General features: G+C 68.4%; 16 protein-coding genes, 1 tRNA gene, 1 other RNA gene and 1 pseudogene. 13 read left to right on the top strand and 6 right to left on the bottom strand.

Features of this window, described 5'->3' with window-relative positions:
- Positions 1 to 41 precede the first annotated feature (41 nt).
- Together ACQPWW_RS33170 and ACQPWW_RS33165 are read left to right on the top strand one after the other, a co-directional pair.
- Positions 42 to 1,778: a DUF6119 family protein gene (locus ACQPWW_RS33170; RefSeq protein ID WP_433127733.1), complete on the top strand. Its 1,737-nt coding sequence runs from the start codon at positions 42 to 44 to the stop codon at positions 1,776 to 1,778.
- A gap of 504 nt (positions 1,779 to 2,282) precedes the next feature.
- Positions 2,283 to 2,660, top strand: coding sequence for a hypothetical protein (locus ACQPWW_RS33165; RefSeq protein ID WP_433127732.1), 378 nt, complete (start codon positions 2,283 to 2,285; stop codon positions 2,658 to 2,660).
- Between the two features lie 169 nt (positions 2,661 to 2,829).
- On the opposite strand, the gene ACQPWW_RS33160 is transcribed toward ACQPWW_RS33165, so the two are convergent.
- Positions 2,830 to 2,914 (bottom strand) — tRNA-Ser (locus tag ACQPWW_RS33160).
- 82 nt (positions 2,915 to 2,996) lie between these two features.
- Between ACQPWW_RS33160 and ffs the strand changes: the two genes are divergently transcribed.
- Both ffs and ACQPWW_RS33150 read left to right on the top strand, forming a co-directional pair.
- An RNA gene (gene ffs, locus ACQPWW_RS33155) (signal recognition particle sRNA small type) lies at positions 2,997 to 3,086 on the top strand.
- A 181-nt stretch (positions 3,087 to 3,267) separates the two neighbouring features.
- Positions 3,268 to 6,246 (top strand): DNA polymerase III subunit gamma and tau, encoded by a 2,979-nt coding sequence (locus ACQPWW_RS33150; RefSeq protein ID WP_433127731.1) that lies wholly within the window; start codon positions 3,268 to 3,270, stop codon positions 6,244 to 6,246.
- A 26-nt stretch (positions 6,247 to 6,272) separates the two neighbouring features.
- Here ACQPWW_RS33150 and ACQPWW_RS33145 read toward each other — a convergent pair whose 3' ends face one another.
- Positions 6,273 to 6,860, bottom strand: a complete 588-nt coding sequence (locus ACQPWW_RS33145; protein ID WP_357100274.1) for an NADPH-dependent F420 reductase — start codon at positions 6,858 to 6,860, stop codon at positions 6,273 to 6,275.
- 66 nt (positions 6,861 to 6,926) lie between these two features.
- Between ACQPWW_RS33145 and ACQPWW_RS33140 the strand changes: the two genes are divergently transcribed.
- Positions 6,927 to 7,331 (top strand): winged helix-turn-helix transcriptional regulator, encoded by a 405-nt coding sequence (locus tag ACQPWW_RS33140; protein WP_433127730.1) that lies wholly within the window; start codon positions 6,927 to 6,929, stop codon positions 7,329 to 7,331.
- Between the two features lie 121 nt (positions 7,332 to 7,452).
- Here ACQPWW_RS33140 and ACQPWW_RS33135 read toward each other — a convergent pair.
- Both ACQPWW_RS33135 and ACQPWW_RS33130 read right to left on the bottom strand, forming a co-directional pair.
- A pseudogene (locus tag ACQPWW_RS33135) lies at positions 7,453 to 8,368 on the bottom strand (IS982 family transposase).
- Between the two features lie 67 nt (positions 8,369 to 8,435).
- A complete protein-coding gene (locus ACQPWW_RS33130) occupies positions 8,436 to 9,113 on the bottom strand; it encodes a DUF998 domain-containing protein (protein WP_433127729.1) in 678 nt (225 codons plus the stop codon).
- Positions 9,114 to 9,315: 202 nt separating this feature from the next.
- Here ACQPWW_RS33130 and ACQPWW_RS33125 point away from each other — a divergent pair, with 202 nt between their 5' ends.
- The 7 genes from ACQPWW_RS33125 to ACQPWW_RS33095 all read left to right on the top strand — a co-directional run bounded on the left by ACQPWW_RS33125 (position 9,316) and on the right by ACQPWW_RS33095 (position 16,471).
- Complete coding sequence (locus ACQPWW_RS33125; protein WP_238433593.1) at positions 9,316 to 9,624, top strand: YbaB/EbfC family nucleoid-associated protein; 309 nt, start codon at positions 9,316 to 9,318, stop codon at positions 9,622 to 9,624.
- An 8-nt stretch (positions 9,625 to 9,632) separates the two neighbouring features.
- Positions 9,633 to 10,226 (top strand): recombination mediator RecR, encoded by a 594-nt coding sequence (gene recR, locus ACQPWW_RS33120; RefSeq protein WP_433127728.1) that lies wholly within the window; start codon positions 9,633 to 9,635, stop codon positions 10,224 to 10,226.
- Positions 10,227 to 10,471: 245 nt separating this feature from the next.
- Positions 10,472 to 12,145: an ABC transporter substrate-binding protein gene (locus ACQPWW_RS33115; protein WP_433127727.1), complete on the top strand. Its 1,674-nt coding sequence runs from the start codon at positions 10,472 to 10,474 to the stop codon at positions 12,143 to 12,145.
- 97 nt (positions 12,146 to 12,242) lie between these two features.
- Positions 12,243 to 13,250: an ABC transporter permease gene (locus ACQPWW_RS33110; RefSeq protein WP_433127726.1), complete on the top strand. Its 1,008-nt coding sequence runs from the start codon at positions 12,243 to 12,245 to the stop codon at positions 13,248 to 13,250.
- Between the two features lie 65 nt (positions 13,251 to 13,315).
- Positions 13,316 to 14,275: an ABC transporter permease gene (locus ACQPWW_RS33105; RefSeq protein WP_433134728.1), complete on the top strand. Its 960-nt coding sequence runs from the start codon at positions 13,316 to 13,318 to the stop codon at positions 14,273 to 14,275.
- Positions 14,276 to 14,387: 112 nt separating this feature from the next.
- Entirely contained in the window at positions 14,388 to 15,374 is a 987-nt protein-coding gene (locus ACQPWW_RS33100; protein ID WP_433127725.1) for an ABC transporter ATP-binding protein, read from the top strand.
- Positions 15,371 to 16,471 carry an ABC transporter ATP-binding protein gene (locus ACQPWW_RS33095; protein WP_433127724.1) on the top strand — a complete coding sequence of 367 codons (1,101 nt, stop codon included), beginning with the start codon at positions 15,371 to 15,373 and terminating at the stop codon, positions 16,469 to 16,471. Before ACQPWW_RS33100 ends, ACQPWW_RS33095 begins: the two co-directional genes overlap by 4 nt.
- 57 nt (positions 16,472 to 16,528) lie before the next feature.
- Here the strand turns inward: ACQPWW_RS33095 and ACQPWW_RS33090 are convergent, their stop codons facing one another.
- Complete coding sequence (locus ACQPWW_RS33090; RefSeq protein ID WP_433134726.1) at positions 16,529 to 16,918, bottom strand: hypothetical protein; 390 nt, start codon at positions 16,916 to 16,918, stop codon at positions 16,529 to 16,531.
- A complete protein-coding gene (locus ACQPWW_RS33085; protein ID WP_433127723.1) occupies positions 16,912 to 17,553 on the bottom strand; it encodes an HNH endonuclease family protein in 642 nt (213 codons plus the stop codon). Before ACQPWW_RS33085 ends, ACQPWW_RS33090 begins: the two co-directional genes overlap by 7 nt.
- 107 nt (positions 17,554 to 17,660) lie before the next feature.
- Here ACQPWW_RS33085 and ACQPWW_RS33080 point away from each other — a divergent pair, with 107 nt between their 5' ends.
- Complete coding sequence (locus tag ACQPWW_RS33080) at positions 17,661 to 19,154, top strand: MFS transporter (protein ID WP_433127722.1); 1,494 nt, start codon at positions 17,661 to 17,663, stop codon at positions 19,152 to 19,154.
- Positions 19,155 to 19,191 lie beyond the last annotated feature (37 nt).

Genomic DNA, 19,191 nt, shown 5'->3' with positions numbered 1-19,191 from the left:
GAACATCGTGAACGGCCAGCACTCCTGGTAGGTAGCAGAGGATGGACACTCCCGAGGAACCCACTGCACCGGAAACCTTGCCTAGGCTTCGGTTTAGCTGCTATCTGTTGAAGGGTGATCTGCCCCGTATCGAATCAGCGATCCGGCAGCAGTACCGACCCGCGACCTCCGACGGACAGGGCGGAGGGCGGGCGCGGATGTCTCGGCTAGCCCCAAACCCAGAACTTCCCGGTGTTACTGCCTATTTCCACGCAAAATCCGAGAAGGTTCCGCCGTGGGCGAAGGCCCTGCAGCGTCTCTTTCCGGAACTTGAGAATGCCCTCAACACCTCGAACCGGCTAGTCATCTTCCTGCCTGTTCGCGATCGCCACTTTGCTATTTGTTTCGGCTACGGAAGCAGTACGCTGGAGTGGTCTGCAGTTGAGGCTAACTTTGGGCTTCGATTTGCGGCACGGCGGGTTAACCCCGGATCGGTTCGGGCATACAGGAGCCGTCGCATTGACGCAGCCGGACGCACACAGTCCATCCAGGTCCCTTCCGGTTCTGACATTAAAGACCTGGATGTTCCCTTCGATGGGGAGTTCGTCCGCCAACTGGCAGGTGAACTGGATACCGCCGGGCTTGAATTCAAAGAAATAAGCGCCATCGTCGCGAGCGATGCGGTCATGTTCAAGGCCGAGACGGATCTGGTCAAGGTGCAGGGCGTGCTGGAAATGATGCTGCGTGAAGTCGAAACACAGCCCGTCAAGGAGGGTTTGGAGTTCGTTGACTCGCTCGAGCCTCTTAAATCCAGCAGCGAGACCGCCAAGACGCTCGATCAATTGCTGGCCTCCAAACTTTTTGCAGGCCTGCCCATGTCTGCCCCCCGCGAAGACCTTGGACCGGATTTCGCCGACCTCAACGAATATCTCTTGGAATTCTGCACGCCAGACGATGTGGACCTACACAGCATTGCGCGGGCAAAAATCTACAAGAAGGATCGATCAGAAGATCTCGCATCCTTGGACCTAGAGGGGCTTCGCGCGGCTTTGGTCGGGTTGAAGGTTCGCCTCGGCGTGCGTGCCCTCCAAGAGATTCGACTAGCCGCCTACGACGAAGATGACAACCCGGTCAGCTCGCACATGCCCATAAGGAACTGGATCGTCTTCGAGGCCGGCGACAAAGACAAGCGGTTCATTTTAACGCTAGGCAGATGGTTTGCTCTAGCCGAGAATTACACCAAGCAACTCAATGACGACCTCAAAAAAATCCCCGTAATTGGTGACGAGTTCTCACTCCCAGCATGGCCCAGCAAGTTCAATTCCGAGACGAGATATAATGAATGGGCGCCGGGGCAATGCGACGGCACCATTATAACGTTGGACACCGTAGATATCCGGGCCGAAGACGGGGATGAGGTCGAAGCATGTGACCTCCTACACCGAGACGGATATCTGATCCACGTCAAGCCCTACTCGGGAAGCCAAACTCTCAGTCACCTTTTCGCGCAAGCCCTCGTGTCAGTCCAGCTACTGCGAGGTGATGATACGTATAGAGACAACTTCCGTAGAGCGGTTCGAGAGATCGATCCGAGTTTCGCCGAGGTCGCTGAAAGCGTGCCAGAAGTGGTCACCTACGCTCTCGCCTTCACGAAGGAGAGGGACCTACCCCTTGACCTGCCGAGCTTTAGCAAGGTCAACCTTCGCGACTTCGCCAAGAGGCTGCGAGGATATGGCGTGCGGCCGACGCTCTATCGCATCGCACGTGAGAAGCCGGAGAAGAAACTTGCCCTCGCCTAGCTCAGACTGAAGGGAACGCCGCTGGAGGAGCTACTACCGCTCCTCCAGCCGAATCGGGAAGTGTCTCACCAACGAGGCTGGCGGGGATGTCGGCGCGGTTGATTGCCTGCCCAGGGCCGATGAAGCGGCGGGCGACCAGAAGCCCTGCATTGTGCGCTTCAGGGCCGGAGTGGCTAGCAGAAGCGTCAGTAGAGCAGGCTGCCCGCAGGATTGCGGTCTCACCTGAAGCGTTGGCGGTGCTCGCAGCGGACCATGATGTCCGGTTGATTTTCAGGGCTGTAGAACTTCAGCGGCGTGCCACAGGTTTGAGTAGCCTGCGTAAGGTAGTCGAAGACCCGAAGCGGATGAGCTTGATCTGCAGAAGGCGCTTGGAGATCAGCATGGGATTTCGGTGGCAAGTTTCTCGGTGAGGCTGCTCGTCGTCGGTTGGTCTCAGGTGATTAGATCGATATTCCGCTAATCCGTGGTGACGGATCCCCCCATGTAGTTGAACTTAAGCGATCGATGAAACTGAGGCCCGCGCTTCTGGTGAAGCGGCATTGGAAGGCTTGGGTTCCTGCGGCGGGGGTGCATGACACTGTGGGGCAGGCCGTGAACTATTTACTTGGACAGGACGAGAATAGGGAGCGTATTCGCCGCGAATTCGGCATCGAGATCCGCCGGGTGATTGCTGTTGTGCTAATTGATCATCCGGATCTGCAGCCGCAGGTGGCGGAAGATGAGATCAACGAGGCATTACGTACTTTCAACACGCATTTGAACCGAGTCGAGGTCATGACCTACAAAAAACTTGTGGAGACTGTCGAGCCTAGCCTCGGCGGCTCCCTCCGTCGTGCCACTTCGCCGCAAGGTTTCGGCCAGACACCCCAGCTGTCTGTCTGACCGGTGTGTCGCCGGCTGGTCGGGCTGCTCTGGATTGACTGCTCCGGGCGGGCTGCGGTAGGCCGCCCTCGCCGACAGCGGGGGCGTCTGAGCCGACCAACTGAGACCAGAGGCGACTCAGGGCCGGTCCCCGGTGGGCCGGCCCTGCTGTCGTGCCTGCTCAGGCGAGCGGAGGATACGAGATTCGAACTCGTGAGGGTGTAAACCCAACACGCTTTCCAAGCGTGCGCCCTAGGCCTCTAGGCGAATCCTCCGCGAGCCAGGATACAGGCCCCCGCCGGCCGGGCCACCCCACCACCCCCTGAGGATCGACGGGCGGTCGGGTAGGCTTGGCGTCACCTCCCGTGCGGCGGTATCTCGTGAACCTCCCCAGGGCCGGAAGGCAGCAAGGATAAGCGAGCTCTGCCGGGTGCACGGGAGGCCTTTTTGTCTGCGGGCCGGTTGATCCACTCGACATCCGTGATGTCGGGGCATCCCGGGCATGCGGACACCCCGATTTCCAGGAAGCCGAGTCGATCAAGCCCGAGGGCCCAGGCGTCCCGGCGGGGTGGGTGGTCACCCGCGCCCGACCGGCGCAGAATGGCTCGGTCGAGAGGAGGCGGGACGAGTGACGCTGGCGCTCTACCGCAAGTACCGGCCGCGTACCTTCGCTGAGGTCATCGGTCAGGAGCACGTGACCGAGCCGCTGTCGCAGGCGCTGCGCAGCGGGCGGCTCAACCACGCCTACCTCTTCTCCGGCCCGCGCGGCTGTGGCAAGACCTCCAGCGCCCGGATCCTGGCCCGCTCACTCAACTGTGAGCAGGGCCCCACCCCCGAGCCGTGCGGCAAGTGTGAGTCCTGCCGCTCGCTGGCCACCGACGGCGCCGGCTCGATCGACGTGATCGAGATCGACGCCGCCAGCCACGGTGGTGTCGACGACGCCCGCGAGCTGCGCGAACGCGCGTTCTTTGCGCCGGCCAGCAGTCGCTTCAAGATCTACGTGATCGACGAGGCGCACATGGTCTCGACCCAGGGCTTCAACGCCCTGCTCAAGCTGGTCGAGGAGCCTCCGGAGTACGTCAAGTTCATCTTCGCCACCACCGAGCCGGAGAAGGTCCTCGGCACGATCCGGTCGCGGACCCACCACTACCCGTTCCGGCTGATCCCGCCGAAGGTGCTCCGCCCGTACCTGGAGCAGCTCACCCAGGCCGAGGGCGTCGCCGTCGAGCCGGCGGTCTTCCCGCTGGTGGTCCGCGCCGGTGGCGGCAGCGCCCGGGACAGCCTCTCGGTGCTCGACCAGCTCATCGCCGGGGCCGGCCCGGAGGGGGTCAGCTACGCGCGGGCCGCCGCGCTGCTCGGGGTCACCGACGCCGCGTTGATCGACGAGATGTGCGACGCGCTGGCCGCCGGTGACGGCGCCGCCGCGTACGCCACCGTCGACCGGGTCGCCGAGGCCGGCCACGACCCGCGCCGGTTCGCCTCCGACCTGCTGGAACGGCTGCGCGACCTGATCGTGATCCAGCAGGTGCCGGACGCCGCCGCGAAGGGCCTGATCGACGGCCCCGCCGACCAGATCGAGCGGATGGCCGCCCAGGCCGCGCAACTCGGCCCGGCCACGCTCTCCCGCTGCGCCGACATCGTGCACGACGGCCTGGTGGAGATGCGCGGCACCACAGCGCCCCGCCTGCTGCTGGAGCTGATCTGCGCCCGGATGCTGCTGCCCGGCGTGGACGACTCCACCGGCGGCCTGCTCCAACGCCTCGAACGGATGGAACGCCGGCTCACCCTGAGCGGCACCGACGCGCCGTCGGCCGCCGCCGGCTCCGCTCCGGCCACCCACCAGGGAGTACGCCCACAGCCAGGCACCCCGGTCCCGGCTGCCGCGACCCCCGCACCCGTCAACGCCCCGACCTCCGCGCCGCCCTGGGCTGTCGACCCGGCCGCGTCCCCGGCCCACAGCACCGCTGCCCCGGGTGCTCCCGCGTCGGCTGCGGTGGTCTCCGGCGCACCGGCCTCGCCCGGCCCGGTCCCGGGCGTACCGGCTCCGACCTCCGGCGTACCGGCCTCGCACGTCTCGGCCGCCGACTCGCCGATCCCGGCAGCACCCGGCGCGTCGGCCGTCGCCGGGTCGGCGCCCGTCTCGCCCGACGGGTCGGCCCCCCGTCGTGTGGTGCCACCGTCGGCGGTGCTGCCCGACCCGGCCACGCCCCAGCCGCCCCGACCGGGCGCGCCGGCCGCAGCGCTGGACGCCGTCGCGGTCCGCCGCGTCTGGCCCGACGTGGTCGGCAAGGTCAACCGGACAAACAAGCGGATCGCCGCCCTGATGCGCGACGCCGTGGTGCGTGAACTTGACGGCGACATGCTGGTGCTCACTGTGAAGTCCACGGTGTTGGCCAAGATGATGGCCGATCACGCGGCGGTGCTCACCGACGCGCTCTACGAGGAGTTGGGCGGGCGCTGGCAGATCCGCTGCGAGGTCGCCGGCGAGCGCGGTGGGGTGTCGTTGTCCGGTCCCCAGCGCTCGCAGTCCGCCGCGCCGACCCGACCCGCGGCCCCCGCGACGAATCCGACCGGCGCGTCGAACGCGCCGAACGGGAACGCCGCTGCCGGCCCGACGAGCGCACCGCCCGCCGCGCCGAACTCGTCCGCGGCTGCCGACCTGCCGGGTGGGTCGCCCAGCGCGCCGAATCCGCGCGGCTCCGCCGGCCCGGTGACGGCGTCGCCCAGTGCACCGAACTCGACAGGCGGCGCTGGCTCGGGTGCCCGTGGTGGCCCGCCGGGAGGCGTGGGCGCGCGGGCCGAGGAGGGCGGCGGTGCACACGGTTCGGGACGGCAGGGCGGAACGCCGCCCGCCGCACACGCTCCGACCCGGCCGGGCACAGCGCAGCCGGTCGCGTCGGCGAACGACGAGGACGACTGGCCGGAGGCGGCCCGCCCTGGTGGTGGCGCACTTGCCGCCGAGGCGACCGACGACGAGGACTGGCCGGAGGCCGCCCGTCCCGGTGGCGCGTCGGCCGGGAACGACCCGGGCCCTGATGCCGGACCGGGCGGCCCCGGCTCGGCGCCGATCCCGACCGGCCCGAACGGCGGCGGCCCGAACGGTGGCGGCGGCCAGGGTGGCGGCGCGAACGGCAGCGGCCCGAACGGCGGTCACGCCAACGGCGGCGGCCCGAACGGTGGTGGACCGGGCGGTTCGGGTCGCCCCGGGCTGGCTGCCGGCGGCGGTAACCCGGGTGGGCGGGGCAACCCGACACCGGCGGCCCGGCAGCCGGCGGCAGCCGGTGGCGCGCCGGTGAGCAGCGCCATCGCCGCGGCTCGCGCGGCGGCGGCGGGGCGCGGTGTGCGTACCGGAGCGGCGGCCCGGCCCGTCGCGGACGCCGACTGGGCCGGCGAGCCGCCCTACGACCCGGACTTCGACGGCCCGGCGCGGGCCGGCCGGCCGGGTGGCGCGGCGACCCCGGTCTACGAGGGCTTCGACCCGGGCGACGAGCCGTTGGACGAGATCATCGACGAGAAGACCGCTCGGGAGTCCAGCGAGGAGCAGGCGGTACGGCTGCTGCGCGAGACGTTCGGGGCCGAGAAGATCGACGAGGTCGACGCCCGCTAGATGATTGAGTCTTAAATCTGGGCTGGTCAGTGGGCGATCGCCAGCGCGAACGGGACCGGTCCCAAGGCGGTGATGAGCGGGCGGACCATGAGCACAAATGACTCTGGCCACCAGGCAGTTTCGACGCCGCCGAGGTCGATGATCCGCTGTGGTGCCCAGCGAAGGTCGGTGAGCAGCCCTGCCACCGTCTTCTTGGCATCCGCGTCGTCGCCGCATAGGAAGGTCGACGGCGGTACGGCCAAGCTGACGGGGTCAGCCATCAACGCCGCCGGTCCCACCGTGTTCAGCGCCTTGACCACGCGAGTATCGGGAAGCAGGCGTTGAAGCTCCGCGGCGAGGTTGTGGTAGAGCAGGCGGGACGCGAAGCCGTCCGGCCCCTGCTCCACGGCGTTGGCGATGTCAACGAGCACCTTGTCGGCCAGGGCTTGGCGCAACCCCCCGAGTACCTCGACGGACACCACACCGGGTAGCGCGTTGACGACAATCTCAGCAGCGGCGGCCGTGGATTCCAGACGGTCGCGGGTACCGACGATGACGTCGTGTCCGGCGGCGGATAGCGCCGGAGCTAGCGCCCGGGACACGTTGCCGGCGCCGAGGATTCCGATCACACTCATGCGCTGACGGTAGGCTGGATGATGTCTTAACGGCAGTAGGCACCTTGAGGTGCCTGGAGAGACCGGATGGCCAGCAGCAGCGCACATGAACACCGGACCAGTGCACGCTCGACGTACCTGACATCAATGGCCGTGTGCCCGACACACCGCGTTCTGGATCGGCTGGGTGACCGCTGGGTCAGTCTGATCCTTAAGGAGCTCGCGCATGGGGCACGCCGGCACGGCGAGCTGGCCCGCGCCGTCGCCGGCGCCACCCAGAAAATGCTCACCCAGACGCTGCGGGCTCTGCAACGCGACGGTCTGATAGCTCGATCCGTGACCGATTCAATGCCCCCACGCGTCGAGTACCGGCTCACGCCACTCGGCGAGAGCATCCTTCCGGTGATGGCCCTGGTGACCCAGTGGGCCGAGCGACACATCGACGACATCGAAGCCGCACGCGTTACATACGATTCAGTCACGTCAAGCTGATCACGCCGATACCCCACGAACAGCCTCGCGTCACCGGATCAAGGCTTTCAACACAGTACGGACCGCTGTCGTATCTATACCTGGCAGTCACACGAAGTGACCGGCCGTTACCGGGAATGGCTCAATGGTCGTACGCGATGAGTGATCGTGGATGTGGTGCGCCGATGTTGGTGTTGTGCCAGATCACCGCGGCGAGGGCGAGTAGGCGCTGACCGATCCGGGCGAACAGGCCTGCCTGGTGGCGGGCGCCATGACGCTCGAGTGAGAGCTGGCCTTTGAGTGTCTGGAAGATCGATTCGATCCACTGGCGGCAGCGGAGCAGGGCTTTCTCGGCTGGGGTGCGGACCGGGTCCGACTTCGCGTTGGCGCGTTTCGGGCGGACGAGGTGTATCCCGGCCTCGTCGCAGAAGCGTTCGAACTCGGGTCCGGCGAATCCCCGGTCGGCCAGGATCACCTGCCCGCTGCTGATCAGTTCGTGATCGGCTTCGAGCAGGGCGGTCATGACCTCGCGTTCGTCGAGTTTCGGGTTCGCCAGGCACCAGAGCACGGGCATGCCCTCTGCCGTGGCCAGTAGATACAGGCGCATACCTACCCCAGAAGAACCGGGAATGCGAGGCGCTGTAGCCGTAGCCGGCGTCACCGGCCAGGTCGCTGCGTTTGACGGTCTCCCGTGACGTCCCGCAGGGCACCGGTGTCGAGTCGATCAGTCGCATGACCGGCACACCCGATCGGGTGACCTGAGCCAGGGCGCGGATGACGGTAGCGATCAACTCGCCGCTGGCGCGCACGCGTTTGCCGTACCCGGACGCGGTGGGCAGGTAGGGGAACAGGTCCCGCAGGTGAGCATGGGCATAGCGCATCCAGTGCCGCTCACGCGGGTATTCGAGCAGGACCTGGGCGATCAGCAGGCAGACCAACTCGGCGTCGGACAGTCGTTGCGGGCGGCCACGCCGACGACGGCCCCGAGGAATCAGATGATCGTCAACGAACACGTACAGTGCGGTCAGAAGGGTGTCGATGTCAGCAGTTACGAGCAGACAACGACACCCTTCGCTATGCGGTACGACCACACGCCTCACCAGCCCAGATTTAGGACCCAATCATCTAGTTCGCCACTGTCGACCGGGTGCGCGACGCCTGGCCGGCCGGCGTCTCGGCGAGCAGGACGCCGAGGCAGCAGGCCCAGAGGGGGAAGGGCAGCACGGCGACTCGTTCCATGCCGCCCACCCCGATCCCCGAGCCCTGCTGGGCGAAGAACAGCACGGTCCCGACCAGCGCGACGAGCCCGGCGGCGAGGGTGAGCCGTCGCTGCCGGCCGAGCGTCGTGGTGCCCGGCGCGAAGCCGGCGAGGAGCAGACCGACGTTGCCCAGTCCCATGATCAGGAATGCGCCGAGGACGTGCAGGTTCTCGTTGACGTCGGCCGGGTAGAGGGCCGCCAGGGCGTACCCGCCGGTGGCCAGCAGCAGGAGGCCCTGCGCCGAGCGCACCACGCCGCCGCGGCCGAGGAGCCGCCAGGTCAGCAGGAGCCCGGCGGCGAGCAGGACGGCGGTGACCAGGATCGCGGCGTTCATCAGGGGATGCCAGGGCGAGCAGACGTAGCGGGGTCTGGTGGTGTCCCAGGTGCCGCAGTAGGCGTTGCCGAGGTCGCTGATGTTGTGGGTGGCCCAGCTGTAGGCCGGCTGTCGCCAGCGAAGTCCGGTGACCAGGCTGGCGACGAGGAAGACCGGTGCGGCTGCCGCCCAGCACAGCGCGCCGGCCCGGCCGGTGCGGTTGAGGTTCATGCCGTCGAGCACACCAGCGCGACGGCTCCCGGCGCACTACGGGCAGATGGCCGGTTCGGGGTAGTGACAGCCGTACCCGGAGGGCTCGGCGTGGGGCACGCACCGGACGGGGGCATGGTCGGTCCCAGCGGATAGGCTGGGCGGCGGCCGAGCAGACGAGTGCGAGAAGGAGCCATCCGTGCGCCCAGGTGGACAGCCGAACATGCAGCAGATGCTGAAGCAGGCGCAGAAGATGCAGCAGCAGATCGCCGCCGCCCAGGCCGAGTTGGCCGAGGCCGAGCTGACCGGCACCGCCGGCGGTGGGCTGGTCACCGCTACCGTCTCCGGCGCTGGTGAGCTCAAGGCCATCAAGATCGACCCGAAGGCCGTCGACCCGGACGACGTGGAGACGCTTGAGGATCTGGTCGTCGCGGCAGTGCACAACGCCGCCGAGGCGGCCCGGGAGCTGACCGAGCGCAAGATGGGCCCGGTCGCCGGTGGCATGGGCGGCCTCGGCCTGCCCGGTTTCTGAGCCGACAGATGTACGAAGGTGCCATCCAGGACCTGATCGACGAGTTGGGCCGGTTGCCGGGCGTGGGTCCGAAGAGCGCTCAGCGGATCGCGTTCCACGTCCTGTCGGCGGATCCTGCCGACGTCAACCGGCTGGCCGGCGCGCTGCGCAAGGTCAAGGAGCTGGTGCGGTTCTGCACTACCTGCTACAACGTGGCCGAGTCCGAGCAGTGCCGGATCTGCCGCGACCCGCGCCGCACCGACGAGGTGCTGTGCGTGGTCGAGGAGCCCAAGGACGTGGTCGCCATCGAGCGGACCGGTGAGTTCCGTGGTCGCTACCACGTGCTGGGCGGCGCGATCAATCCGCTGGAAGGGATTGGTCCGGACAATCTGCGCATCCGGGAGTTGCTGATCCGGCTCGGTGGTGGCGGCATCCGGGAGTTGATCCTGGCCACCGACCCGAACACCGAGGGCGAGGCGACCGCCACCTATCTGGCGCTGATGGTGAAGCCGATGGGGATCGCGGTGACCCGGTTGGCCAGCGGTCTGCCGGTCGGCGGCGACCTGGAGTACGCCGACGAGATCACCCTCGGCCGGGCCTTCGAGGGCCGCCGGGCCGTCTGAGTCGTACCCCGCGGGGGTGGTGCCGTCGTCGACGGCGCCGCCCCCGTTCCGGTGTCCGGCCCGGCACGGATCGATGTGTCGCTCCATGTATTCACCGTGCCGTCGACTGTCAGACCTCGGCCCAAGGTGTCGGCTTGGTAGCGATTGCCTAACGCCCGTTCCGCTTCGCGTGTGACATGTCATAGCCTCCCGCACACGGACCGAGCCACAGCTCGGCGTGGTCATGCGCATGACAGAGGTGAGAGATGCAGGCGAGAAGGCTAAAAACGGCCGTGGCCATCGCGGCCGTAGCCGCTCTGGCGGTCGGCGCGGCCGGCTGCGCGAAGAGCGAGCGCGACGGCGACAGTGGCGAGGCCAAGACTGGCGGCACCTTCATCTTCGCGGGTGCCGGTGACCCGAAGAACTTCGATCCGATCTTCAACGATGACGGTGAGTCGTTCCGGCCGGTCCGGCAGATGTTCGACACCCTGGTCAGCCACAAGCCGGGCACCGCGGAGCTTCAGGGCGGTCTGGCGGAGAGCTGGGAGCACGACCCGGCGGGCAAGGTCTGGACGTTCAAGCTCCGTCAGGGCGTGAAGTTCCACGACGGTACGCCGTTCAACGCCGCAGCGGTCTGCTACAACTTCGACCGCTGGTACAACATGAAGGGCGCTGCCGCCCAGTCCCAGATGATCTACTACATGGACGTCTTCGGGGGCTTCGCCAAGAACGAGAGCGAGTCCGCCGGCAAGCCGATCTACAACAAGTGTGAGGCGCAGGGCGACGGCACCGCCGTCGTCACGCTGAACCAGTACAAGGGCGCCTTCCCGGGTGCCTTCGCGCTGACCTCGCTCTCGATCGCGAGCCCGGAGGCGCTGAAGAAGTACGACGCCGACACCGTGAAGCAGAGCGGCGACTCGTTCGAGTACAGCGCCTTCGCCACGACCAACCCGGTCGGCACCGGCCCGTTCACCTTCGGTGGCTGGGACAAGGCCAAGAGCGAGATCACCCTGAACCGCAACCCGGACTACTTTGGCGACAAGGCCAAGGTGGACAAGATGATCATCAAGGTCATCAAGGACGAGAGCACCCGCAAGCAGGAGCTTCGTGCCGGCACCGTCCAGGGCATCGACTTCCCGGCCCCGGCCGACCGCAAGGCGCTCGAGGGTGAGGGCTTCCAGGTCATCAACCGCCCGGCGTTCAACATCCTCTACCTCGGTCTCAACCAGAAGAACCCGAAGCTGAAGGACCTGCGGGTGCGTCAGGCGATCGCCTACGCGCTCAACCGTCAGCAGCTCGTGCAGACCAAGGGCCCGGGTGGCGCGAAGGTCGCCGACGAGTTCCTGCCGGACACCGTGCTCGGCTACGCCCCGGACGTGCAGAAGTACGACTACAACCCGGAGAAGGCCAAGCAGCTCCTCAAGGACGCGGGCGCCGAGGGTCTGACGCTCAACTTCTACTACCCGCCGGACGTCACCCGGCCGTACATGCCGAACCCGCAGGAGATCTTCACCGTCCTCGCCAACGACCTGCAGGCTGTCGGCATCAAGGTCAACGGTGTGCCTCGCCCGTGGAACGGTGGCTTCAAGGACGACGTGCAGCAGTTCGGCAAGCAGGACCTGCACATCCTCGGCTGGACGGGTGACTACAACGACCCGGGCAACTTCGTTGGCACGTTCTTCGGCCGGGCCAAGACCGAGTTCGGCGACCAGTCGATGACCGAGATGTTCGACGCCATCACCAAGGCCGACGGCACCGTTGACGACGCCGGCAAGAAGGCGGCCTGGGAGCAGGTCAACCGGGACATCGCCGCCAAGTGGCTGCCGGCCGTGCCGCTCTGGCACGCCCCGCCGGCCATCGTCGTCACCAAGGATGTCAAGGGCCTGGTGGCCAGCCCGTTGACCGACGAGCGATTCAACACGGTCAGCATCAGCAAGTGACGTTCCTCGGCTGAGGCCGTAGGCGTGATCGGCCCGGGTCCGGGGTTCCTCCCGGCCCGGGCCGATCCGCGATCTTTGAGAGTCTGGTGTGTGAGAGATGTTGCGAGTCATAGTTCGCCGCCTGTTGCAGCTGGTGGTGACCCTCATAGCGCTGTCGGCGTTGATCTTCGTCTGGCTGCGGAACCTGCCCGGTGGCCCGGTCGAGGCGCTGCTCGGCGAGCGGGCCACGCCCGAGCGTCGCGAGTTGCTGACCAAGGCGCTCGGCTACGACCAGCCGATCCTGGTGCAGTACGGCAAGTTCATGCAGCGGGTCATGACCGGCGACTTCGGCAACTCGATCCGAACCGGTGACCCGGTCACCGAGGTGATCAGCCGCGCCTTCCCGGCCACCATCGAACTGGCCCTCGCCGCGATGATCATCGCCGTCGGCCTCGGTGTGCCGCTCGGCTACCTCGCTGCCCGCTGGCGCGGACGGTGGCCGGACAACCTCACCATCGCCGGCACCCTGCTCGGCATCTCCATCCCGATCTTCTTCCTGGGCTACCTGCTCAAGGACGTCTTCACCCAGAACATCCACTGGTTCCCGCCGTCCGGGCGGCTCACCACCGGCCTGGACAACACGAACGTAACCGGGTTCTTCGTGCTCGACGGCCTGTTGACCAGGGAGTTCGACGTCAGCGCCGACGCGTTGTGGCACCTGATCCTGCCGGCGATCACCCTCGCCACCATTCCGTTGGCGGTGATCGTGCGGATCACCAGGGCCAGCGTGCTCGACGTCCTCAACGAGGACTACGTACGGACCGCCGAGGCGAAGGGCCTGCGCCACCGTACGATCCGCGGCCGGCACATCCTGCGCAACGCGCTCCTGCCCGTGGTCACGACCATCGGCCTGCAGACCGGTGCGCTGCTCTCCGGCGCGGTGCTCACCGAGAAGGTCTACAACTGGGGCGGCATCGGCACGCTGATCACCGACTCGATCAGCGGCGGCCGGGACTACCCGGTGCTCCAGGCGATCATCCTGCTGGCCGCGCTGGTCTTCGTGGTGGTCAACCTGCTTGTCGACCTCTCCTACGCCTTCATCGACCCGAGGGTGCGTGTGCGATGAGTGACCCGATCACCCAGGCCGGTACGCCGGCTCCCCGTCCCGGGGACGACAAGCCACGTCCCGGCATGAGCGAGCGCAGCATCGGCCTGCTCGGCGACCGTAAGAAGGCACGGCTCGACGAGTTGGCCCAGGCGAGCGCCGCCGACCGGGGCGGGATCAGCCTCGTCCGCGACGCCGTGCGCCGGCTGCGGCGCAACCCGGTCGCCATCGTCGGGGCCGTCATCGTGGGGCTGTTCGTCCTGGTGGCGATCTTCGCTCCGCTGATCGCGCCGCACGATCCGGTGCAGCGCTTCGACGCGCTGACCAAGGGCCTCACCGTGGACACCATCCCGGGGGCCAGCAACGGGTTCCCGCTCGGCTCCGACCCGCTCGGCCGGGACTTCCTGTCCCGCATGATCTACGGCGCCCGGCAGACGCTCTTCGTGGGCGTACTCGCGACCCTCATCGGTCTCGCGCTCGGGGTGCTGATCGGCGCGATCGCCGGCGCGTTCGGCGGCTGGGTCGACGTGGTCCTGATGCGGCTCACCGACGTGATGCTGGCCCTGCCGAGCCTGCTGCTCGCGATCACCCTTGTCGCGATGGCCAGCCGGTCGAGTCAGTGGACTGTCATCTTCGCGGTGGCCATCGTGAGCGTGCCGATCTTCGCCCGGCTGCTGCGCGGCTCGATGCTGGCCCAACGGGAGAGCGACCACGTGTTGGCCGCCCGCGCGCTCGGCGTCAAGGAGCGCAACATCGTGCTGCGGCACATGTTGCCCAACTCGTTGACCGCGGTGATCGTGCAGGCGACCCTGACCTTCGCGGTGGCCATTCTGGACGCAGCGGCGCTGTCCTTCCTGGGCCTCGGCGACCCGGACATCAACCGGGCCGAGTGGGGCCTGATGCTCGGCGTGGACGGCCAGCGCTACTTCGAGGTCCGCCCGGAGCTGGCGTACTTCCCCGCGCTCGCGATCATCGTGGTCGCGCTCGGCTTCACCCTGCTGGGTGAGGCGATGCGCGAGGCGATCGACCCGAAGAATCGGCGGTGACCACGGTGAGCGCTGTCAGCGCGCCAGGACCCCGTCCCGGGCGAGCGCGAGAAGTGAGCTTGCGAGCCCCACAGTCGCGAGCGAAGGACCACAGCAGTGAGGAAGTGACCCGATGAGCCTGCTCGACGTCCGTGACCTGAGCGTCGTGTTCCAGCGGCGCGGCGAGCGGCCCTTCACCGCCGTGGACAAGGTCAGCTTCACGGTGGAGCCGGGGCAGACGGTCGGCCTGGTCGGCGAGTCCGGCTGCGGCAAGAGCGTGACAAGCCTGGCCATCATGGGTCTGCTGCCCAAGCGCGGCAACAAGGTCACCGGGGAGGTGCTCTTCGACGGCACCGACCTGCTGAAGCTGCGCCTGGACGACATGCGCGACCGACGCGGCCGGGAGATCAGCATGATCTTCCAGGACCCGCTCTCCTCGCTGAACCCCGTCATCCCGATCGGGGTCCAGGTGGCCGAGGTGTTGGAGCGCCACCAGGGTCGGGATCGCAAGCAGGCGCTGCGCGAGTCGCGGGACCTGCTCGACGCGGTCGGCATCCCCGACCCGCAGCGGCGGCTCACCGAGTACCCGCACCAGATCTCCGGCGGAATGCGCCAGCGCGCGCTGATCGCCATCGCGCTGGCCTGCAAGCCTCGGCTGCTGATCGCCGACGAGCCGACCACCGCGCTCGACGTGACCATCCAGGCGCAGATCCTCACCCTGCTCAAGCAGTTGGTCGACGACACCGGCACCGCGCTCGTCATGATCACGCACGATCTGGGCGTGGTGGCCGGGCTCTGCGACACCGTCAACGTCCTCTATGGCGGCAAGGTGGTCGAGCGGGAGCGGCGGCACGAGTTGTTCGCGCACGCCCGGCACCCGTACACCCATGGGCTGCTCAGCTCGGTGCCCCGGCTGGACTCACCGCGCGGCGAGCGACTGCACGCGATCCGCGGGTCGGTCGCCGACAACATCCCGTGGGCCGAGGGGTGCGCGTTCGCGCCGCGCTGCGACAACGTTGTGGACGCGTGTCTCGAAGGGCCGCCGCCGCTCGAACCCACCGCCACCGGCGGCGACCTCCGCTGCAACAACCCCGTCTCCGAGGAGGTGGCGGTCCGATGACCGAACAGACCGAACCCCTGATCGAGCTGCGCGACGTCAAGGTCCATTTCCCGATCAAGAGCGGCCTGCTCTTCGACCGCACCGTCGGCTACGTCTACGCGGTGGACGGGGTGTCGCTGAGCATCCGCAAGGGCGAGACGTACGGCCTGGTCGGCGAGTCCGGCTGCGGCAAGTCGACGTTGGGTCGCGGCCTGCTGCGGCTCGTCGAGCCGACCGAGGGCGAGATCGTCTTCGACGGCACCGACGTGCGCTCGCTGAAGGGCGAGGCGATGCGGCAGGCCCGCCGCCGGATGCAGATGATCTTCCAGGATCCGCTCTCCAGCCTCGACCCCCGACAGTCGGTGGAGTCGCTGTTGGTGGAGGGGCTCAAGGCGCACGGGTTGGCCGGCGACAAGGTCGAGACGAACAAGCGGCTGCGCGAGACGCTGGAGGCGGTCGGCCTGCCGGCGTCGGCCCTCGGCAAGTACCCGCACGAGTTCTCCGGCGGCCAGCGCCAGCGGATCGGCATCGCCCGCGCGCTGGTGCTCGACCCGGACCTGATCGTCGCCGACGAGCCGGTCTCCGCGCTTGACGTGTCCATCCAGGCCCAGGTGCTCAACCTGCTCGAGGACCTGCAGAACGAGCGTGGCCTGACGTATCTGATCATCGCGCACGACCTGGCGGTGGTGCGGCACATCGCCGACACGGTGGGCGTCATGTACCTCGGCGGGCTGGTGGAGGAGGCGTCCAGCGACGACCTCTACCGCGAGCCGATGCACCCGTACACCCGGGCGCTGATGTCCGCGGTGCCGGTGCCCGATCCGCTCGTGGAGGACCGCCGGGAGCGGATCCTGCTCGCCGGTGACCTGCCGTCGCCGACCAACCCGCCGTCCGGCTGTCGGTTCCACACCCGGTGCCCGTGGGCGCAACCGACCAGGTGCGCCGACGAGCGGCCGGAGCTGCGCGACGTCGTCGGCGGACACCGGGTGGCCTGCCACTTCGCCGAGGACATCGCCGCCGGCCGGATCCGGCCGCACGAGGTGGAGGTGGAGCTGGTCCGCCCGAGCGAGGGCACCGGCCCCGTCGACCCGCCGGGGGAGCTGATCCCCACCCCGTGACGCCGCCAGGGGTCGTCCGGTGACGGACGGCCCCTGCCGGTGCGGGGTTCGGCTGGCTCAGCCCTCGGGGCGGTGCAGCAGGCCCACCGCGACGCCGTGCACCGCGTCCAGCCCCGCCGGGTCGGCAAGCGCGACCGACGTACTGGTCACCACGTACCACTCGTCGGCGTCCTTGTACTGCACCCGCAGCGTGACCTTGCCGTCCGCGTACTCGGTGCGCAACGTCAGATCACCGGTGACGACGCCGACCTCATCGGTCATCACGCCACCGGGACCGGGCACGATGTCGCTGGTGCGGCTCTGCGGGCCGGCCGCGCCGCCCGAGTCCGCGACCATGCCGGCGCCCGGCACGGCGGCGGGAGTCTCAGCGGTGCCGTCCGCGGTCATGCCGGCGGCGGCCGGGCCGCCCTCTCCGGCGGCGGTCACGATTCGCTCCCCACTCAACAGCCCTCCAACATGTCGGTCAGGGCGGCCTTCTCGGCGCTTGTCACAGTCAGCCGCCAGTGGTGCTTGACCGTCACCCAGTCCTGGGCATATTTGCACCAGTACGATCGGTTTGCCGGCTTCCACTGGGACGGGTCCTGGTCACCCTTTGCCCTGTTCGACGACGCGGAAACCGCGAAGAGCTGCGGACGGGTCGTGTCGTTTGCGAAATCACCGCGCTTCGCGTCGTCCCACTCGTCGGCACCCGAGCGCCACGCGTTGGCCAACGGCACCATGTGGTCGATGTCCACGTCGGAGGGATCGGAGAAGCTGCGGCCGTCGTACACGCTCTCCCAGCGCCCACCGACCACGTTGCAGCCGGAGAGCTTCACGTCCTTGCCGTCCCGCTGGAGGATGCTGTCCCGCACGTCGCAGTTCTTGCCGGTGTCCCGCCAGTGCGGGAAGCGGTCCCGGCTGTAACCCTTCATCGAGCCGGCGGTGGCCACGGTGAGCTGGCTCAGCTGCTCCGCCGCGTTGCCGCCGTCGGTCGAGGGCGGTGGCGTCACCGGCTCGTCCTGTGGGACGCAACCGGCCACGCCGAGCGCCAGCGCCGCGGCGAGCGCGGTCACCGCCGCTCGCGGTCCTGATCTGGTACGCACAGACGACACCTCTCCAGCTTGCGGTCTCCCGGCGATTGCGCACAGTACCCGGGAATGGTTTCGGCGTTTCGTGGCGTCTCCCACATGATGCAAGGCAGATTGGTGGGATGACCGCACCCGTACCGGCATCCGCCCTCCGGATGGGCACCACCGCCGGCCGGGGCACGCTCCTCGCCGCCGTACTCGCCTCTGGCATGGTCTTCCTCGACAGCACCGTCGTCAACGTGGCGCTGCCGAAGCTCGGGCAGGACCTCGACGCGAACGTCGCCGATCTCCAGTGGACCATCAACGGCTACCTGCTGATGCTCGCGGCGTTCGTGCTGCTCGGCGGCGCGCTCGGGGACCGCTTCGGCCGGCGGCGCGTCTTCCTCATCGGAGTCGTCTGGTTCACCGTCGCCTCGGTGCTGTGCGGGCTGGCCCAGGGCACCGGTTGGCTGATCGCGGCCCGGTTCCTCCAGGGCGCCGGCGGCGCCCTGCTCACCCCCGGGTCGCTCTCCGTGCTCCAGGCCAGCTTCCACCCGGACGACCGGGGTCGGGCCATCGGCGCCTGGGCCGGACTGTCCGGGGTGTCCACAGCGCTGGGCCCGTTCATCGGCGGCTGGCTGATCGACGCGCTGTCCTGGCGCTGGATCTTCTTCCTCAACCTGCCGATCGCCGTGCTCGTGGTGCTTGCCGCCATGCGCTGGGTGCCGGAGAGCCGGGACGAGAGCGCCTCCCGGACCGCGGTACCGGGTCGGGCCCGACGGCGGTTCGACGTCGAAGGGGCGCTGCTCGGCGCGCTCGCGCTGGCCGGCGTCACGTACGCCCTGATCGACGCGCCGGCGCGGGGTTTCGACTCGGCCCCGGTGCTGATCGCGGCGCTGGTCGGGGTGCTGTCCGCTGTGACATTCGTACTGCTGGAACGGCGACGGGGCGACGCCGCGATGCTGCCCACCGGGCTGTTCAGCAGCCGGCTCTTCTCGGTGCTGAACATCTTCACGGTGGTCGTCTACGCGGCGCTCGGCGGGTTCACCTTCTTCTTCGCCGTCTACCTCCAGAACGTGGTCGGGTGGTCGGCCTTCCGCACCGGCATCGCGTTGCTGCCGATGACCCTGCTGCTGTTGGCCGGGTCGGCCCGAGCCGGAGCGCTGTCGGCGCGGATCGGCCCGCGACTGCCGCTGACCGTCGGGCCGGTGCTCGCCGCGATCGGTCTGCTGCTGCTGCGCGGCGTCGGCCCGGGAGCGTCGTACTGGACCGACGTGCTGCCCGGGGTGCTGCTCTTCGGCATCGGGCTGACCCTTGTGGTGGCGCCGCTGACCGCCTCGGTGCTCGCCGCCGTGCAGGACCGGTTCTCCGGGGTGGCGAGCGGCTTCAACAACGCCGCGTCCCGGGCCGGCGGCCTGCTCGCGGTGGCGGCGCTGCCGCTGCTTGTCGGCCTGTCCGGCAGCGGCTACGCGCAGAAGGTCGAGCTGACCAACGCGTTCCGGGGCGCCATGGTCTGGTGTGCGGGGTTGTTGCTGGCCGGGGCCGTGCTGGCCCTCGTGCTTGTGCACCGGCCGCCCCGTGCGGCCCCACCGTCGCAGCCCTGCCCCTCGCTGCCCGCGGCCACGCCCCCGAGGTAGCGAACCATCCTCGGGGGCGCAGCGCGTGCGGTCAGCC

It is taken from the genome of Micromonospora sp. CA-240977 (assembly GCF_050942285.1).
GTDB lineage: Bacteria > Actinomycetota > Actinomycetes > Mycobacteriales > Micromonosporaceae > Micromonospora.
This window is presented reverse-complemented; position numbering and strand designations above follow the sequence as displayed.

Coding starts and splice junctions, on each gene's coding strand:
- ACQPWW_RS33105 (WP_433134728.1), top strand. CDS start 13,316: ATGAGCGAGCGCAGCATCGGCCTGCTCGGCGACCGTAAGAAGGCACGG.
- ACQPWW_RS33130 (WP_433127729.1), bottom strand. CDS start 9,113: ATGAACCTCAACCGCACCGGCCGGGCCGGCGCGCTGTGCTGGGCGGCA.
- ACQPWW_RS33165 (WP_433127732.1), top strand. CDS start 2,283: ATGAAACTGAGGCCCGCGCTTCTGGTGAAGCGGCATTGGAAGGCTTGG.
- ACQPWW_RS33095 (WP_433127724.1), top strand. CDS start 15,371: ATGACCGAACAGACCGAACCCCTGATCGAGCTGCGCGACGTCAAGGTC.
- ACQPWW_RS33125 (WP_238433593.1), top strand. CDS start 9,316: ATGCAGCAGATGCTGAAGCAGGCGCAGAAGATGCAGCAGCAGATCGCC.
- ACQPWW_RS33140 (WP_433127730.1), top strand. CDS start 6,927: ATGGCCAGCAGCAGCGCACATGAACACCGGACCAGTGCACGCTCGACG.
- ACQPWW_RS33170 (WP_433127733.1), top strand. CDS start 42: ATGGACACTCCCGAGGAACCCACTGCACCGGAAACCTTGCCTAGGCTT.
- recR (WP_433127728.1), top strand. CDS start 9,633: ATGTACGAAGGTGCCATCCAGGACCTGATCGACGAGTTGGGCCGGTTG.
- ACQPWW_RS33100 (WP_433127725.1), top strand. CDS start 14,388: ATGAGCCTGCTCGACGTCCGTGACCTGAGCGTCGTGTTCCAGCGGCGC.
- ACQPWW_RS33115 (WP_433127727.1), top strand. CDS start 10,472: ATGCAGGCGAGAAGGCTAAAAACGGCCGTGGCCATCGCGGCCGTAGCC.
- ACQPWW_RS33110 (WP_433127726.1), top strand. CDS start 12,243: ATGTTGCGAGTCATAGTTCGCCGCCTGTTGCAGCTGGTGGTGACCCTC.
- ACQPWW_RS33145 (WP_357100274.1), bottom strand. CDS start 6,860: ATGAGTGTGATCGGAATCCTCGGCGCCGGCAACGTGTCCCGGGCGCTA.
- ACQPWW_RS33080 (WP_433127722.1), top strand. CDS start 17,661: ATGACCGCACCCGTACCGGCATCCGCCCTCCGGATGGGCACCACCGCC.